This window comes from Chryseobacterium sp. PET-29, assembly GCF_025736815.1.
GTDB lineage: Bacteria > Bacteroidota > Bacteroidia > Flavobacteriales > Weeksellaceae > Chryseobacterium > Chryseobacterium nepalense.
In genome coordinates this window covers 1,055,456-1,072,818 of sequence record NZ_CP107053.1, presented here as the reverse complement: position 1 = coordinate 1,072,818, position 17,363 = coordinate 1,055,456, and the positions used below count along the sequence as shown (strand labels likewise).

Sequence of the window (17,363 nt, the reverse complement as noted above, 5' to 3'; positions counted from 1 at the left end):
TAAAAAGGATGAACATTAATTTTTCAACAGCAACTTTCAAAGATTTTGAAAATATCCCGGGAATGAATATGATGGAACGAGCAGACATTTACTACGACTTTCTGGAGTATATGAAAAAGAACGGCCACAGATACAGATTACAGAATAATACAGGATGCAGCTCTGTAATGAGAGTCGGTACGGAAGAAATAACGAAAGAGTTCGTAAGTTTTGTAACAAGTGATTACCTGGGATTTACCCAGCATCCAAAAGTAAAACAGGCCGCTATAGAAGGGATAGAAAAATACGGTACGGGAACAGCTGCCACACCTCTTATCGGGGGGTATTATTCTTATCATAAAGATCTGGAAGCAAAAATATCTTCTTTTTTTGGCAGAACACAGGATGAAGCCGTAATTTTTACAACGGGATATACTACCAACAGCGCAACATTACAGATTCTTCTTCAGAAAGAAGATATTGCCATTTTAGATATGGCGGTACATGCCAGTGTTTATGAAGGATGTATCCTTACCAACAGAAAAACATTTCCTCATAATAATCTTGACGCACTGGAGCAGATTTTAAAAAAATCTGAAAACCAGTTCCGTACAAAACTCGTAGTTATTGATGGTGTCTATTCTCAGGATGGGGACATTGCTCCTATTGAAGAAATTTATAAATTAGTAAAAAAATACAATGCCTATCTGATGATTGATGACGTGCATGGAGTAGGGATTTTAGGAAAAACAGGAAGAGGAACAATTGAAAACACAGGATTGTTGGACAAAATAGATATCATTACCGGAACATTCAGCAAAACATTCGGTAATCTTGGAGGATATGTTATTGCAAATAAGACACTGGCCAATTTTATAAGATTCCAGTCACGTCAGCAGATTTTTTCTGCCACCACACCTCCTTCCACTGCAACAGGTATCATAAAGGCGATAGAATTGATAGATGAAGAACCACACTGGCGCATAAAGCTTTGGGAAAATATCAATTATTTTAAAAAAGGACTTGATGATCTGGGGCTTGACACCGGAACTACCTGCTCTGCGGTTATCCCTGTAAAAATAGGAGATCCTCATATTACAGGAGATGTAGGCAAAATGTTGCTGGATCGCGGGATTTATACAAACCCTATAATTTATCCTGCAGTAGCAAGAAAAGATGCAAGAATAAGAATGAGTATGACGGCAACACATGAGCGAGATCATATCGATAAAACACTCAATGCATTTGAAGATATCAATAAAAAATTGCATATTGCGAAAAAATAAATAACAAATGGCTAGAAAAGTTGTACAAGGCCCTATTAGGGATAAAGAAAAGACCAAGCAAAAGCTGCTGGGCGCGGTTGGAAAGATCTTAAGAACAAAAGGTTACTCGGGTCTGAAAGTAAGTAAAATAGCAGCTGTGGCAGGTTTTGATAAAAAACTGATTTATGAGTATTTTGGAAGCACCGAAAAACTGATTGACGAGTATATCAGAACTCAGGATTATTGGAGCAAAATGAATCAGGATAATATTGAAGTGGATATATCAGATGGTGGAAGGGAATTATCTAAAATGGCCATCCTTAATCAGTACGAACATATTAAAAAAAATAAAGAACTCCAGAAAATTATCCTTTGGGGACTTTCGGAAAGCAAACCGATTCTTAAAAAAATAGCAGACGAAAGAGAAGAGATGGGAGAAATGCTCTTTAAAAATATTGTAGACCCTTATTTTCAGGAAAAATCAACAAGATACCGTGCCATTGCCGCTGTTCTTGTATCGGGAGCATATTATCTTAACCTCTATACAGCGCACAATGCCAGTATGTTTTGCGGTATTGATCTGAAATCCGAAGAAGGTAGAAAAGAAATCGAAAAAGCAATCACTGAAATCATTGATTTCGCTTATGATCAGAAATAATGATGAGAAAAAATTTTCCTATTGACCAATGCTAAGTTTTTGTGGATAACTTGAAATTGAAAATTTTCAAATTACAACTATATTTCTTACTTTTGGCCAATGGAAAATTTTATCGTATCTGCACGTAAGTATCGCCCACAACAATTTGATACTGTTGTAGGGCAATCACATATTACGGATACTTTAGAACATGCGATTGGAGAAAATCAGCTGGCTCAGGCTTTATTGTTCTGCGGTCCCAGAGGTGTAGGAAAAACTACCTGCGCCAGAATCCTGGCCAGAAAGATCAATGAAAAAGACGGCTCCGTTTCAGAAGACGGTTTTGCATACAATATTTATGAGCTGGATGCGGCCTCCAATAACTCTGTAGATGACATCCGCGAACTGATAGACCAGGTACGTTTTGCCCCTCAGGTGGGTAAGTACAAAGTATACATCATCGACGAGGTGCATATGTTGTCTTCAGCAGCTTTCAACGCTTTTCTTAAAACTCTCGAAGAACCGCCTGCCCATGCGATCTTTATACTGGCAACAACCGAAAAACACAAGATTATTCCTACCATCTTGTCACGTTGTCAGATTTACGATTTCAAAAGAATCACTATCGAAGATATTCAGGGACATCTTAGAAGTATTGCTCAGAAAGAGAATATTCAATATGAAGATGACGCCCTTTATCTAATCGCCCAGAAAGCAGATGGCGCACTAAGGGATGCACTATCCATTTTCGACAGACTCTCTACATTTTCACAAAAGAACATTACTTTGGCAAAAGCCGCTGAAGTTTTAAATATTCTTGACTATGATCAGTATCTTAAAATTGTTGATCTTGCCAAAGAAGGTAAAATTCCAGATGTACTTGCTGCATTTAATGAGATCGTAAAAAAAGGATTTGATCCTCATATCTTTATTGCAGGACTTGGAAATCATTTCAGAGACCTTATGATGGCTCAGAATGCTTCTACGATTGACCTGATTGAAGTGGGAGAGCAGACAAAAGTTAAATTCGTTCAGCAGGCACAAAATTGGAATGCACAACAGTTGATTGATGCAATAGAAATATGTAATCACGCTGACATTAACTACAAAAATTCCAAGAATCCAAGACTTACGGTAGAAATTGCATTGATGCAGCTATCCTCACTTACTGCAGGTGCAGACATTTCAAAAAAAAAAAGTTTATAATATTAGCTCCTTTTCTCAATGAAAAACAGGAAATAAAAATACCTGCACAGATTATTGAAAAAAAAGAGGAGTTGGTTCAGTCTCAGACACAGGATATTACCAAGCCTCAGGAAGTAGAAATTAAGAAAACTACAAAACCTCTAACCAAGAGGGTAATTTCTTCAGAATTCAGCATTAATGCCCTTTTAAATAAGGAAGATATAGCTGAAGAGGAAGAAACTGTTGTAGTCAAAACAGAAGCTCTTCCTCAGAATCATTTTACGGAAACAGATCTGCAGGCAGAATGGAATCTATTGCTGAAACAGTTGCAAAAGAAAGATACATTCGTTTTCAATGCTATCAAATCATTCAAACTCGTTAAATCAGCCGAAAACCAGATTACCGTTTTCTTCCCTTCTGATTCTGCAAAGGTGGAGTTTGATAAAGTAGGCCGAGAGTTTTTTAATCACTTTAAAACAAAAGTTCACAATTTTTCTATTGAGATTATATACCAGCGTGATGTTGAAAATCTTAAGATTGAAGTAATGACCAAAAGAAAAATCTTCGAAAAATTCGCTGAGAAAAATCCGCTCCTTAAAGACCTTGACGACCTGATGCGATTTGACCTTACTTAAATTTTATAATTCAGGATATTCTACTTTAAATAAATTTTATATATTTGCTGAATATTTGTCCTGAAAATGCATTTTCGGCAAAATAAAATGTAACAAAAGCTTACAACAAACGATCAGCAATTGGAAAATTTAGTAAAACCATTTCTATCTGTTTTTAGACCCGCTACTTTTTTTAGCGGTTATTTTAGCTTTTCTACAGTGTATTACAGAAGTTCAGAAAAGAAGTATCGATTTTATTATTGGTATTGCTAACTGAATTTCTTTCCAAAAAATAACAGGAGAACAACAGCCTGATTCCTGATTCCATTAATATTTTTAACGGCATTTTTTAGAAAGAATTATAAAGTAACTTTATGATGCAATTGCTGTGGCTGTATATCAACAAAAATAAATAAGAATAATGAATTTAAAAGAATTGAAGAACGACTGGATTGATGCTTTCCCTCAACCGATGATGATTGCAGGGCCATGCAGTGCAGAAAGTGAAACCCAGATGCTGGAAACAGCGAGGAGAATAAAAGAAACACAAGCGCAAGTGCCTATTTTCCGTGCAGGAATATGGAAGCCGCGTACAAAACCAAACGGATTTGAAGGGGTAGGAGTAATAGGGCTCAACTGGCTTAAAAAAGTAAAAGAAGAGTACGGCTTCAGAACCGCTACCGAAGTTGCCAATGCACACCATGTGTTTGCTGCGCTTGAAGCTGATGTAGATATTTTATGGATTGGGGCGCGTTCTACTGTAAATCCTTTTACCGTACAGGAAATTGCAGTAGCACTCAGAGGAACAAAAAAGACCGTACTTGTTAAAAATCCGGTAAATCCAGATCTTGCCCTTTGGATCGGTGCTTTGGAGAGACTTTTAGGTCAGGACATCCAAAATCTGGGTGTTATTCACAGGGGATTTTCAACCTACCAGAAAACAAAATACAGAAATAACCCAAACTGGCAGATTGCTTTAGATTTTAAAAGCCAGTTTCCAAATATTCCTATGCTGATTGATCCGTCACACATCTGCGGAAACAGAACCGGCCTGGCAGATATTACCCAGGAAGCGCTAAACGTTGGATACCAGGGAGCTATTATTGAAACGCATGCTAATCCGGATGAAGCATGGAGTGATGCGGCCCAACAGATTACACCGGAAGTTCTGGCAGAACTTATAAGCAACCTTAAAGTAAGAAGTACTGATCTTGCAGGTTTTGAAGGAGACATGGGAAGACACAGGACATTAATTTCCGATATTGACTTCCAGCTGATTGAACTGTTATCCCAAAGAATGAAAATCTCCGAAAAGATAGGAAAACTTAAAAAAGAAAATGATATCGCTATATTCCAGCCGGAACGATGGAAGGTGATCACGGAATATGCAACGCAAAAAGCAGTGGAAACCGGCATGTCTAAAGAATTTATTGAAAAGGTATTTAAAACAATTCACGAAGAATCAATAGAAGTTCAGAATAATATTATGATCGACAGATAATCATATACTGATAATATTTAGTAATTCGGGGCTGAGAACTCAGGGGATGGTATAAACATTAGCCTGAATTCTTAGCCCTATTTTCTTATATTTGCAATAAGTTAATATATGAAAGGAAAAATCATTAAATCTACAGGAAGCTGGTATCAGGTTTTGGAAATGGAAACCGGGAGAATCTTTGAAGCAAGAATCCGGGGTAAATTCAAGCTTATAAAAACCAGGCTTACCAATCCGCTTGCTGTTGGTGATTTTGTAGAATTTCAGCTGGAACAAGATGATATTGCCTGGATCACGAAAATAGAACCCCGCAGAAATTACCTGATCAGGAAATCCGTAAACCTTTCGAAAGAAGCCCATATTATTGCTTCCAATATTGACCTTGCGTGTTTTATCTTTACTTTAAAACATCCGGAAACATCCCTCGGATTTCTGGATAGATTCCTGGCCTGTTGTGAAGCTTACAATATTACTCCTCTTATTTTATTCAATAAAATTGATGTTCTTCATGAAGAAGAGATTGAGATCGTAAAAGATGTAGAATTCCTTTATAATGAAATCGGATACGAGACACTTGAAATTTCGTCTTATTCCAGATTAAATCTCGATCAGCTCCAGGAACTTTTAAAGGATAAAACCTCTGTATTTTTCGGTCATTCAGGATGCGGTAAATCTACTTTGGTAAATGCTTTGCAACCAGATCTCAATTTGAAAACATCGGAAATTTCAGATACCCATCTTAAAGGAAAACATACAACCACTTTTGCGCAGATGCATTTCTGGAGTTTTGGCGGTAATGTAATTGATACACCCGGCGTGCGTGAATTTGCTATGATTGATATTGAAAAAGAAGAAGTGCAGCATTATTTTCCTGAAATCTTCAAAAAAAGAGAAGAATGTAAATTTCACAACTGCCTGCACATCAACGAACCAAAATGCGCCGTTATTGCCGGCCTGGAATCAGGAGAGATTCAGCATTCAAGATATTCTACTTATATCAAGCTGATGGAAGAAGCCGAGGAAGCAGCTCAAAAATAACTCAATTTTCTTTAAAAATAATTCACATTACTGTTCATTGATTTAAAATGAAGCAATAAATAGCTGGTTCTATTGCTGTTACGTTTAATGTCTCTTTTTTAATGATAAGAAATCGCTGAAAGTACTATAAATAAAAAACCCAGCCTAAGCTGGGTAAAAACTAATAACCATGAAAACTCAAATTAAACATGAGAATCGGAATATAAGAAACAATTATTATGCCAAACTTTTGTGAGTGATTTGTTAACAAATGTTATTTTAATGTTAAAATTTGTTTAAAATCTAACTAATCGTTTTTTTTTGTATTTTTGCGCCATTAAAAAAATATACATATATGTCTAACATTACATTCACCATGATTAAGCCTGATGCAGTTGCAGACGGACATATCGGTGCTATATTAGGTAAAATCGCAGAAGGAGGTTTCAAAATTAAAGCATTAAAACTTACACAGCTTACTGTAGCTGATGCTAAAAAATTCTATGAAGTGCATGCTGAAAGACCATTTTATGGAGAATTGGTTGAATTCATGAGTTCTGGACCAATCGTTGCTGCAGTACTTGAAAAAGATAATGCTGTAGAAGATTTCAGAACATTAATCGGTGCTACAAATCCTGCAGAAGCTGCAGAAGGCACTATCAGAAAAATGTTTGCAAGAAGTATCGGTGAAAACGCCGTACACGGTTCAGATTCTGACGAAAATGCTCTTATTGAAGCAAGATTTCACTTTTCAGGAAGAGAGATTTTCTAGTTAGAAAATTGCTTAAAAATACAGATCCGGTGAATGTTATTCACCGGATTTTTTATTGTTTGAAATAAGAAGCCTGAAAATCAGCTTCAAACCTTTATGAACAAAAGGAAATCCGTATAAATACCTAACGGTAAATTACGTATTTGTACGGATGGTTTTTATATAAAATTTCATCAATTTTACATCATAATTCAGAAGAGAATTACATAGTAAAAAAAGTCTTAACTAATAACCATAAGGACTCTGATTTTTAGCAAAGAAGAAAAGGCAGCCTCTTGAGCTGCCTTTTTGTCATATCTAACTTTAAAAAAATTTAAATTTTTAATAGTTCAATGGTTCTTTCCGGACTCTCTGCCGAAAAGACAGCATTGCCTGCTACCAGAACATCTGCTCCTGCTTCAAAAAGTTTCGCAGCATTGTCCACGTTTACACCACCGTCAATTTCAATAAGTGCGGTAGAATTGTTGCTAAGAATCAGATCTTTTGTCTCAGCAATTTTCTTATAAGTGTTTTCAATAAATTTTTGCCCGCCAAAACCCGGATTTACACTCATCAGTAATACAAGGTCAACATCAGCAATAATGTCTTCCAGCATGAGCACAGGAGTGGAAGGATTCAGGACCACACCAGCTTTTGCACCCAGACTCTGAATGTGATGAATGGTTCTGTGAAGATGTGTACACGCTTCATAATGTACTGAAACAAGATCTGCTCCATGATCGATAAATTCTTCAACATATTTTTCAGGCTCTACAATCATAAGATGCACGTCTACAAATTTTCTTGCATGTTGCTGAACGGTTTTCATCACCGGAAACCCGAATGAAATATTCGGGACAAATCTTCCGTCCATTACATCTACATGGAACCAGTCGGCCTGGGAGTTGTTTACCATTTCAATATCTCTCTGTAAATTTCCGAAATCTGCAGCGAGAAGGGAAGGGGCAATAAGCTTCGTTTTCATTTTACTTTTATACTTTACTTTGTTTTTATTTCTTATCTGCAAAAGTTTTAATACAAATACAGGAAAAAGCTGCCAAAAATAATGGTCTCAATAATTGCTAATTTAATATTGTTAATTTTGAGTACCAACAATCTGTCAATTATAAAATCCCAAAGGGACTATACTGAAGATGAGAAGCGTTTCGAGGACCATCTTGTACGAAGAACCAATTTTGGGAGGATCAAACCATTTATATACAATACCAAAAATAATATATCCGAAATATAATGCTGTCATAACAGATATAAATGTCGGCTTTCTGATAAGATGATTAAAAAAGCGCTTCATATTAATGATATTTCAGCTTCATTTCCGGCTGGATTTTTAACAGCGTTTCGTAAATCAGTTTAATCACATTTCCAACATCTTCTTTAGAAACCATTTCTACAGTCGTGTGCATATAACGAAGAGGAAGTGAAATCAATGCACTGGGAACGCCACCGTTAGAATGCGCAAAAGCATCAGTATCCGTACCGGTCATTCTGCTGGCCGCAGCCCGTTGATAAGGAATTTCCTTTGTTTTAGCCGTTTCAATGATCAGTTCCCGGATGGTATGATGAACACTTGGTGCAAAAAATACTACCGGACCGGCACCACATTTCTGATCGCCTTCCTTTTTCTTTTCGATCATTGGAGTCGTGGTATCGTGTGTGACGTCAGTAACGATAGCAATGTTAGGTTTTATGGTGTCTGCAATCATATCTGCACCATACAAACCGACCTCTTCCTGAACGGAATTGGTAATGTACAAACCGAAAGGAAGCATTTTTTTATTTTCCTTCAAAAGACGCGCAACTTCGGCGATCATAAATCCGCCGATTCTGTTGTCTAAAGCCCTGCACACAAAATAACGATCATTCATTTCAAAGAATTCGTCGGGATATGTAATCATACAGCCAACATAAATTCCCATATCTTCAACTTCTTTTTTAGATGTTGCACCGCAATCAATGAATATATTTTCAATTTTAGGGGTCGGTTCATTCTGATTGGTTCTTGTATGGATCGCAGGCCAGCCAAACACTCCTTTTACAATTCCGTTTTCACCATGGATGTGTACGATCTTGGAAGGTGCGATTGTCTGATCAGAACCTCCGTTACGGATCACATAAATAAGCCCGTCATCAGTAATATAATTTACATACCAGGAAATTTCATCGGCATGCGCTTCAATGACAACTTTAAATTCTGCTTCAGGATTGATAATTCCGTAACATGTACCATAATGATCTACCTCGATTTTGTCAACATAAGGCTTGATGTAATCCATCCAGACTTTCTGTCCTTCATGCTCATAACCGGTGGGCGAAGAGGTATTTAAATATTTTTCTAAAAACTTAAGGGATTTCTTATCAAATTTCATAAAAAGGAATGATTTTTGCGTTCTATTTTCTTTCTAATAGGTGTAAAAATAATGAAATTTAGCAAGATTATTTGTCTTTATCTTTTCTTTTTTGGGGTGAGTGTTTTCGGGCAGAGAGACTCTGTGATCGCAAAACCTTTAAGCCAATATCCTCAGGAACTTTTAAAGGTAGACGAATTCGGAAATAAATATTTTTATGATGAAAGACAGAAGGCCAAAATTTACGAGATCAATGGTGAAACGGTAGTGGTAATGGATGAACTTGTCTTGCTGAATAAACCAAGGTTTAATAACCAGCTCGACAGAAACTATTACTATTTTCTTAATAAAAAACTCTACAGGGTTTATCCTTTGTTTTTAACTGCCCTGCAACAATACAGGGATATTCAGGGTGAGATGAATAATCTGGACAGCAAAGCGAAAAGAAAATACATTAAAGACCGGCAGAATATGCTTGCCGACCAGTATGAGAAACAGCTGAGAGATCTTACAACAACCGAAGGACAGATCTTTGCAAAACTAATGAACAGAGCTACCGGCAAAAATGTTTATGAAATCATAAAAGAATTAAGAGGAGGATGGAGTGCCTTCTGGTGGAATGTAAAAGGTAAAATGGCAGATATAGACCTTAAGGATAAATATGATCCGCATGTAAACAGAACGGATGAATATCTTGAATCACTGCTTCAGTCTAACTGGAACTCAGGCTATTTGCAACCATACCCAGGAGCGGCAAATTTCAGAGTCTACAAATAATAAATCAATATAAAGAAAAATTCCTGTAATATTTTTACAGGAATTTTTCTTTCAGCTTATCGAAAACAACTTTATCGATGGGAAGAACAAAAGGATTGTCTGCTCTGTCAATATCAATCCATTCTGTTTTTTCAATGCAAGGGTCAAGAATAAGGAAATCTTCTTCATTAATGATATTCACGAGATAATAAACAGTAAGCAGTTGTTCATTCTCCCTAAAACGCGAAACCATAAAATTTTCCTGGGTGTAAAAATGTTCCAGGATCTCTATTTTAACATTCAGTTCTTCGTCAAACTCGCGGTGCAGGCATTCTATCAGCCCTTCCCCAAATTCAAGCCCGCCTCCTGGAAACTTCATTAAAGGTTCACCTGCATACTCCTCAAACAAAGTCAGAACTTTATTATCCTTCACCGCACAGGCATAAACCCTAACGTTTATCTTATCTATCATACATAATAATTTGTATAGCTAAAGTAAGAATTATGAAGGAGGAGACAAAACGAAAATCATTTATAAGATAAAAAATAAAGTTTCCATTCAGGATAAATTTTCTCTTCTGATTTGAATTACGTTTATTTTTGATTATATTTAAGTATAAACGTTTAACCAAAATAATCCGTAAATGTTATTATTTTAATTTTTTGCATAAAATAAACAAAAAAGTGTAATTTAAATAAAAGATTAAATAATTGTAAATCAGAAACTTATTTGTATCACCGTCACCCTTTAATAAATCCGCGAAACTACAATTATTTTTCAAACATCCAAAAAATAATCCTATTGTTTTTTATATCTATAATAGAATATTTTTGCGATAAAGCCAACAATTATGAAGCGAGCTTCAATAAAAGATATAGCAAGAATTGCAGGAGTTTCAGTAGCGACAGTATCTTATGTTCTTAACAAAAAAGAAGGAAGCCGGATTAGCGAAGCAACCCGGGATAAAATTCTGAAAGTTGCACAGGAAATCAATTATACACCCAATAAAATCGCCAAAAGCCTTAAGATGAGTAAAAGTAAATTGATAGGTCTTATCGTAGCTGATATTTCCAACGATTTTTACTCAAATATTGCCAGAAGTATTGAAGATGAAGCCATGAAAATGGGATATACACTTCTGATTGGCAGCTGTGACGAAAATCCTGAAAAATTCGGAAAACTTACCGAATTGTTTTCTGAACAGCAGGTTGACGGGATGATTCTTGCTCCTGTAACTGGATCTGATGATGCTATTAACAGGCTTGTACGCGAAGAATATCCTATTGTGACCATCGACAGATACCTGAAGAATATAGATCTTCCGGGAGTGATGATCAATAATTTTGAAATCTCGGAACAGATTTGTGACCATTTACTCATGAAAGATTTTGATGAGCTTATTTATGTAGGCTATGACACAGAACTGCCACATTTGCTCGACCGGCAACACGGTTTTGAAACAAGAGCCGAAAATTCTGATGTTACCATCAAACGGATTTTAACGGGAATTCATAATATCACCGAAGAAGTTCATCTGCAGCTTCAAAATAATCTTGATCTTTCTAAAAAAACGGCTATTTACTTTTCAAGCAACAAGCTCGGAATCGCAGGATTACGCTATCTTATCGATAATAATATTAAAGTTCCCGAAAGTGTTTCATTGGTTGCGTTTGATGAGACGGAAGCTTATTACCTTTTTCCAACCGAAGTAAGTTTTGTTCGCCAGCCTTTGGAAGAAATGGCCCGCGAATCCGTAAAGCTTCTGGACAGCCAGATCAACAGCTATATACAACACGGTAAAAGAGCGACATTGCAGGCAGAATTTGTAGAACGAAATTCTGTAGAATAATAAAAATTTATTGATTTAATGACAGATAAACAATCTTATATAGTATGTTTCGGCGAAGTTTTATGGGATCTATTTCCTGAAGGTTCCAGAGCAGGCGGGGCGCCCTTTAATGTAGCATATAATGTGCATAAAATGGGTATTGATGTAAAGGTGATCAGCAGAACCGGAAACGACAATCTGGGTGAAAAATTAAGACAGCAAATCATTAGCTGGGGGATTTCTACTGAACTGATACAGGTTGATCAAAATTATCCTACCAGTACCGTCATCGCAAAAATTGATGAGCATAATGAAGCAACTTATGAAATCACCAATAACGTAGCCTGGGATCATATCGAATATTTTCCTGAGTATGATAATTGGCTGTTCAATGCTGAAGCTTTTGTCTTCGGAAGTCTTTCTTCAAGAAACGATGAAACAAGAAATACGTTATTAAAACTTCTCGATAAAGCAAAGCTCAGGATATTTGATGTTAATTTCAGACCTCCGTTTATTGATAAAGAATTAATAAAAACACTTTTACATAAAGCGGATATTGTTAAGATAAACCAATCCGAGCTGCAGCAGATCATTGAGCTGATAGGGGAAAAATTTCAGACGGACGAAGAAGCGGTGAAAGCTATTCAGGGAAGTTTTGCTGTTGATGAAATCGTTTTAACCAAAGGAAGTAGAGGAGCGAGCTATTTTGTGCATGACAAAAGCTACACACTTCCGGCTGTACCGATTACGGTTGCAGATACCGTTGGAAGCGGCGATGCTTTTCTTTCAGGATTCATTTCAAAAAGAATTACCAATGAAGATCCGGAAGAAATTATCAGAAATGCAGTGGCACTCGGTGCATTTATCACTTCTAAAGCCGGAGCATGTCCGGATTATGATTATTCCGATTTTGAAAAATTTAAAAGAATGCACTTTCAAAAATGATTTAAAAATTTTATTTAATAAATGAAAATCATGAAAAAATAAAATGAAAATCTGTAATAATCTAGAATAAAATTCGTTCTATATTGAACCAACAAAATTAAAACGATATGAAAAATTTAAAGAAACTAACAAAGACGGAACTTAAATCCGTGTACGGAGGGCAGCCAAAACAATATTGTGTGTACTGCGAAAGATTAAATAAGCTTGTCTGCAGTGAAGCTCAAATTTCACAATGTCCTTAATACTTACAGCCGCTTTAAGCGGTTTTTTTATTTTCTATAGACCATTCTAATCTTTACTTTTATTCATTTTTCAAATTATACGCAAAAATTGTTACATTTATTGTATAATTAAATTGTAGTGAATCCCATTTTAGATGTCGTTCTACGCTCACTTTGTGTTTATCTTTTCATGGTAATCGCAATCCGTCTTTTTGGTAAAAATCAGCTTTCACAGCTTAATGCCGGCGATGTTGTCCTGCTGCTGCTTATTTCCAACGCAGTACAAAACGCAATGGTGGGGGAAAACACCTCGCTACAGGGAGGGCTTATAGCTGCACTTGTTCTTTTTATTGCGAATTTTATTGTTAAGCGTTTTATGTTTTCCAACAGGAAATTCGAGAGTTTCCTGGAAGATGATCCGGTAATTCTTGTAAAAGATGGTAAAGTGGATGAACAAGCTTTAAATAGGGTGAAAATTAGCAGAAGCGAACTAGATGAAGCGGTGAGGGAACATGGAGTAGACGGCATTGAGAATGTAAAACTATCTGTTCTTGAAGTTGATGGGAATATTAGTGTAATCTCCGAGGATGAGCATAGCAAACAAACACATTATTCAAGAATTAAAAGAAAATATAAGCGAAAATATCATTAATTCTATTTTTTGTTTTCAGGTAATATTGCATGTAAAGACTGTTTAACAACGGTTTTTATCATTTTTTAACATAAAATCATTTTTTTTTGGCATTAACATTGTTGCCTTAACCTGAATTTGAAAAGTGAAAAAATGAAAGGATTGATTAAAATTGTTGGAGTGACAACAGTGATGATGATGACTTCATGTATTGTTCATGAACATCATGGTAGAAGAGGGATGCCTCCGGGACATGCAAAGAAAGTGTATATCTACGAGAAAAGAGGACATGGTCCTGGCCACGGGCATCACAGAGGACATGGACGTCACAGGTGAAAATGAAAAAAAATAAAAAGCATCGGATTATCCGGTGCTTTGTCGTTTAGTTGTGTTTCAGTTGCTTTATAATTTGGCATTCCGCTTGATACCTATATATCAATCACAAAAACTGTTTTTATGAAAAATTTATCCAAAATGTTATTGGCGCTGGCGCTGTTTGCCGCGCTTTCTTCATGTCTTCCAAGACCACCGGCTCCGCCAAGGCCGCCGGAACCACCGCACAGACGATAAAAAAACAAGCCCGGAAATTTTCCGGGCTTTTATTATATTTAAAATCTTGTCTTTCTTGGATTCAAAAAAGTATTAAAAATCATTACTTCAGTTCCGAACCTGGCTTCTACACGTTCTGCAATATTCTTAAGTTCGCTTTGTACAAAGTCTTCCCTTAGATCATCATTATCAAAAACCAGCAGGAGATTATAATTTTTTCCTTCATCAATATAATCACTATGCACCTCAGACAGGATATATTTATTGACATCCAGTAAATTTTCTGCCATCAGAATCAATGTTTCATCGATATAATTTTCCCATTCTTCCAGATTGTTTTTCGTACAGTGGAAAGTTATACTTAATACGCTCATATTTTATGATTTTTTTAATATTTTGAGTAAAATTCTACGGCAAAAATCGGCAAATTTTTCGTAAATTAGCCCGTTAATAAAAATTCAAAAAAAATAATTTTCAGACATACAGCTAAGGGTCTGACTGTCATTATAATAAAATTTGTTTATGCAAAAAGAAGGAGAAAGACTGATTCCCATCAATATTGTTGATGAAATGAAGTCGTCTTATATCGATTATTCGATGTCTGTTATCGTTTCAAGGGCGTTACCTGACGTGAGAGACGGCTTGAAACCCGTTCATAGAAGAGTACTTTACGGTATGTATGGATTAGGGGTTTTTTCTAATAGAAAATATTTAAAATCTGCTAGAATTGTTGGAGACGTTTTAGGTAAATATCACCCTCACGGAGATTCTTCTGTATACGATGCAATGGTAAGAATGGCTCAGGACTGGAGCCTTCGTTATCCTCAGGTAGACGGGCAGGGTAACTTCGGTTCAATGGATGGTGATCCGCCGGCAGCAATGCGTTATACCGAAGCAAGATTAAAAAAGATTTCTGATGAAGTACTTTCAGACTTAGACAAAGAAACGGTTGATTTTCAGAATAACTTTGACGACAGCTTGCAGGAGCCAACGGTTTTACCTTCTAAAATCCCCAATCTTTTAGTAAACGGAACTTCCGGTATTGCGGTAGGGATGGCCACCAATATGGCACCACACAATTTATCGGAATCGGTGGATGCTATATGTGCTTACATCGATAACAGGGAGATCACTATTGATGAACTGATGCAGCATATTATTGCTCCGGATTTCCCTACAGGAGGTATCATTTACGGATATGACGGCGTAAGGGATGCATTCCACACCGGGAGAGGAAGAGTAGTCCTTCGTGCTAAAGTTGCTTTTGAAGAGATAGGAAACAGAAATGCAATCATTGTAAATGAAGTTCCTTATCAGGTAAATAAAGCCGAAATGATTGCCAGAACGGCAGAACTGGTGAAGGAAGAAAAAATCCCGGGAATCTACGAAATCAGAGATGAATCAGACAGAAGAGGACTTCGTATTGTTTATGAATTAAAAAATGATGCAATTCCGAATGTTGTCTTAAACTTATTATATAAATATACTTCACTTCAGACTTCTTTCAGTGTTAATAATATTGCGCTGGTACATGGGAGACCGGAGCAGCTGAATCTGAAAGACATCATCCACCATTTTGTGGAGCACCGTCATGAAGTAATCGTAAGAAGAACCCAATTTGAGCTTAGAAAAGCAAAAGAAAGAGCTCATATTTTGGAAGGTTTCATGAAAGTGATCGGAACACAGGATTCACTAGACAGAGCCATCTCTATCATTCGTCACTCTGCCAATCCGCAGGCTGCAAAAGAAGGATTAATAGAGGCCTTTGAGCTTTCTGAAATCCAGGCGCAGGCAATTCTTGATTTACGTCTTGCCCGTCTTACAGGAATGGAGCTTGATAAGATCCGCGATGAGTACGATACGATTATGAAAGAAATTGCTGATCTTGAAGATATTCTGGCTAATGAACCAAGAAGATTCCAGATCATCAAAGATGAATTAATTGAAGTTAAGGAAAAATATGGTGACGAAAGAAGAACCGAAATCGATTATTCGGGAGGTGAAATGTCTATCGAAGATATTATTCCTAATGAATCTGTAGTACTTACCATTTCGCATGCCGGATATATCAAGAGAACTTCGCTTTCAGAATACAAAATTCAAAGCAGGGGAGGTGTAGGAAATAAAGCGGCAACAACAAGAGACTCTGATTTCCTTGAGTATATCGTTTCCGCCACCAATCACCAGTATATGCTGTTCTTCACAGAAAAAGGAAGATGTTACTGGTTAAGAGTATTCGAAATTCCTGAAGGTTCCAAAACGGCCAAAGGAAGAGCGGTTCAGAATTTGATTAACATCGAACCGGATGATAAGATTAAAGCTTACATCAGAACCAATAATCTTAAAGATTCTGAATATGTAAACCAAATGAGTGTAGTAATGGTTACTAAAAACGGGACCATCAAGAAAACATCACTGGAAGCGTATTCAAGACCGAGAGTAAACGGGGTTAATGCCATCGAAATCCGTGATAATGACCAGCTATTAGGAGCTTATCTTACCAATGGTACATCACAGATTATGATTGCTACTAAAAATGGTAAATGTATCCGTTTCCCGGAAGAGAAAGTAAGAGAAGTAGGAAGAGGATCTATCGGGGTACGTGGAATTGCAATGGATGATGATGATGAAGTAATCGGGATGATTGTGGTAAACGATGTAGAAAAAGAAACCGTTCTGGTAGTATCTGAAAAAGGATACGGAAAAAGAACTGCCGTAGAAGATTACAGAATTACCAATAGAGGGGGAAAAGGAGTTATCACTTTAAATATTACTGAAAAAACAGGAAATCTGATTGCCATCCAGAATGTAACGGATGAAGACGGATTAATGATCATTAATAAATCCGGAGTTGCCATTAGAATGGGAATGGATGAAATGAGAGTAATGGGAAGAAATACCCAGGGTGTACGATTGATCAACCTTAAGAAAAATGATGAAATTGCTGCTATTGCAAAAGTAGCAATGGATAAAGAAGTAGAAGATTCTGAAGAGAATGAAGAAATAGAAGGAACAGTAGCTGATAACCACGAAAACGATACAGAAGCTCCGCAGACAGATCATAATGCAGAAGACAGTGAGAATTCTGATTCGGAAGAATAAAATTGTATAATTAATATA

The 17,363-nt window shown here is 36.5% G+C and carries 18 protein-coding genes; 14 read left to right on the top strand and 4 right to left on the bottom strand.

The window, feature by feature from the left end; all coding sequences use genetic code 11:
* Positions 1-8: 8 nt before the first annotated feature.
* The 7 genes from ODE14_RS04755 (at position 9) to ODE14_RS04725 (ending at position 6,967) form a co-directional block, all read left to right on the top strand.
* A complete protein-coding gene (locus tag ODE14_RS04755) occupies positions 9-1,265 on the top strand; it encodes an aminotransferase class I/II-fold pyridoxal phosphate-dependent enzyme (RefSeq protein ID WP_263603159.1) in 1,257 nt (418 codons plus the stop codon).
* Between the two features lie 7 nt (positions 1,266-1,272).
* The gene (locus ODE14_RS04750) at positions 1,273-1,902 is read left to right on the top strand and encodes a TetR/AcrR family transcriptional regulator (protein ID WP_066439332.1); all 630 of its coding nucleotides are present in this window, start codon (positions 1,273-1,275) and stop codon (positions 1,900-1,902) included.
* A 99-nt stretch (positions 1,903-2,001) separates the two neighbouring features.
* Entirely contained in the window at positions 2,002-3,087 is a 1,086-nt protein-coding gene (gene dnaX / locus ODE14_RS04745) for a DNA polymerase III subunit gamma/tau (RefSeq protein WP_263603158.1), read from the top strand.
* A 71-nt stretch (positions 3,088-3,158) separates the two neighbouring features.
* Complete coding sequence (locus ODE14_RS04740) at positions 3,159-3,701, top strand: hypothetical protein (RefSeq protein ID WP_263603157.1); 543 nt, start codon at positions 3,159-3,161, stop codon at positions 3,699-3,701.
* A gap of 400 nt (positions 3,702-4,101) precedes the next feature.
* On the top strand, positions 4,102-5,181 hold the full coding sequence (locus ODE14_RS04735; RefSeq protein WP_263603156.1) for a bifunctional 3-deoxy-7-phosphoheptulonate synthase/chorismate mutase type II: 1,080 nt from the start codon (positions 4,102-4,104) through the stop codon (positions 5,179-5,181).
* Between the two features lie 108 nt (positions 5,182-5,289).
* The gene (gene rsgA / locus ODE14_RS04730; RefSeq protein WP_263603155.1) at positions 5,290-6,216 is read left to right on the top strand and encodes a ribosome small subunit-dependent GTPase A; all 927 of its coding nucleotides are present in this window, start codon (positions 5,290-5,292) and stop codon (positions 6,214-6,216) included.
* A gap of 334 nt (positions 6,217-6,550) precedes the next feature.
* Positions 6,551-6,967, top strand: coding sequence for a nucleoside-diphosphate kinase (locus tag ODE14_RS04725; protein WP_029293064.1), 417 nt, complete (start codon positions 6,551-6,553; stop codon positions 6,965-6,967).
* Positions 6,968-7,280: 313 nt separating this feature from the next.
* Here ODE14_RS04725 and rpe read toward each other — a convergent pair whose 3' ends face one another.
* A complete protein-coding gene (gene rpe, locus ODE14_RS04720; RefSeq protein ID WP_263603154.1) occupies positions 7,281-7,931 on the bottom strand; it encodes a ribulose-phosphate 3-epimerase in 651 nt (216 codons plus the stop codon).
* 328 nt (positions 7,932-8,259) lie between these two features.
* Positions 8,260-9,333, bottom strand: a complete 1,074-nt coding sequence (locus ODE14_RS04715) for a M42 family metallopeptidase (RefSeq protein ID WP_263603153.1) — start codon at positions 9,331-9,333, stop codon at positions 8,260-8,262.
* A gap of 51 nt (positions 9,334-9,384) precedes the next feature.
* Between ODE14_RS04715 and ODE14_RS04710 the strand changes: the two genes are divergently transcribed.
* Positions 9,385-10,089 (top strand): DUF4294 domain-containing protein, encoded by a 705-nt coding sequence (locus ODE14_RS04710; RefSeq protein WP_248393363.1) that lies wholly within the window; start codon positions 9,385-9,387, stop codon positions 10,087-10,089.
* Positions 10,090-10,123: 34 nt separating this feature from the next.
* Here ODE14_RS04710 and ODE14_RS04705 read toward each other — a convergent pair whose 3' ends face one another.
* Positions 10,124-10,540: an NUDIX domain-containing protein gene (locus ODE14_RS04705; protein WP_248393364.1), complete on the bottom strand. Its 417-nt coding sequence runs from the start codon at positions 10,538-10,540 to the stop codon at positions 10,124-10,126.
* Positions 10,541-10,919: 379 nt separating this feature from the next.
* Here ODE14_RS04705 and ODE14_RS04700 point away from each other — a divergent pair, with 379 nt between their 5' ends.
* The 5 genes from ODE14_RS04700 to ODE14_RS04680 all read left to right on the top strand — a co-directional run bounded on the left by ODE14_RS04700 (position 10,920) and on the right by ODE14_RS04680 (position 14,030).
* Complete coding sequence (locus tag ODE14_RS04700; RefSeq protein WP_263603152.1) at positions 10,920-11,918, top strand: LacI family DNA-binding transcriptional regulator; 999 nt, start codon at positions 10,920-10,922, stop codon at positions 11,916-11,918.
* Positions 11,919-11,936: 18 nt separating this feature from the next.
* Positions 11,937-12,842 (top strand): carbohydrate kinase family protein, encoded by a 906-nt coding sequence (locus ODE14_RS04695; RefSeq protein WP_263603151.1) that lies wholly within the window; start codon positions 11,937-11,939, stop codon positions 12,840-12,842.
* A gap of 107 nt (positions 12,843-12,949) precedes the next feature.
* Positions 12,950-13,084, top strand: coding sequence for a bacteriocin-like protein (locus ODE14_RS04690; RefSeq protein ID WP_072882896.1), 135 nt, complete (start codon positions 12,950-12,952; stop codon positions 13,082-13,084).
* Positions 13,085-13,202: 118 nt separating this feature from the next.
* Positions 13,203-13,715 carry a DUF421 domain-containing protein gene (locus ODE14_RS04685; protein WP_263603150.1) on the top strand — a complete coding sequence of 171 codons (513 nt, stop codon included), beginning with the start codon at positions 13,203-13,205 and terminating at the stop codon, positions 13,713-13,715.
* Between the two features lie 132 nt (positions 13,716-13,847).
* Entirely contained in the window at positions 13,848-14,030 is a 183-nt protein-coding gene (locus ODE14_RS04680) for a hypothetical protein (protein ID WP_263603149.1), read from the top strand.
* Between the two features lie 272 nt (positions 14,031-14,302).
* On the opposite strand, the gene ODE14_RS04675 is transcribed toward ODE14_RS04680, so the two are convergent.
* Positions 14,303-14,617, bottom strand: coding sequence for a DUF4286 family protein (locus tag ODE14_RS04675; protein ID WP_248393375.1), 315 nt, complete (start codon positions 14,615-14,617; stop codon positions 14,303-14,305).
* Positions 14,618-14,765: 148 nt separating this feature from the next.
* Here ODE14_RS04675 and gyrA point away from each other — a divergent pair, with 148 nt between their 5' ends.
* Positions 14,766-17,345, top strand: coding sequence for a DNA gyrase subunit A (gene gyrA / locus ODE14_RS04670; RefSeq protein ID WP_248393377.1), 2,580 nt, complete (start codon positions 14,766-14,768; stop codon positions 17,343-17,345).
* Positions 17,346-17,363 lie beyond the last annotated feature (18 nt).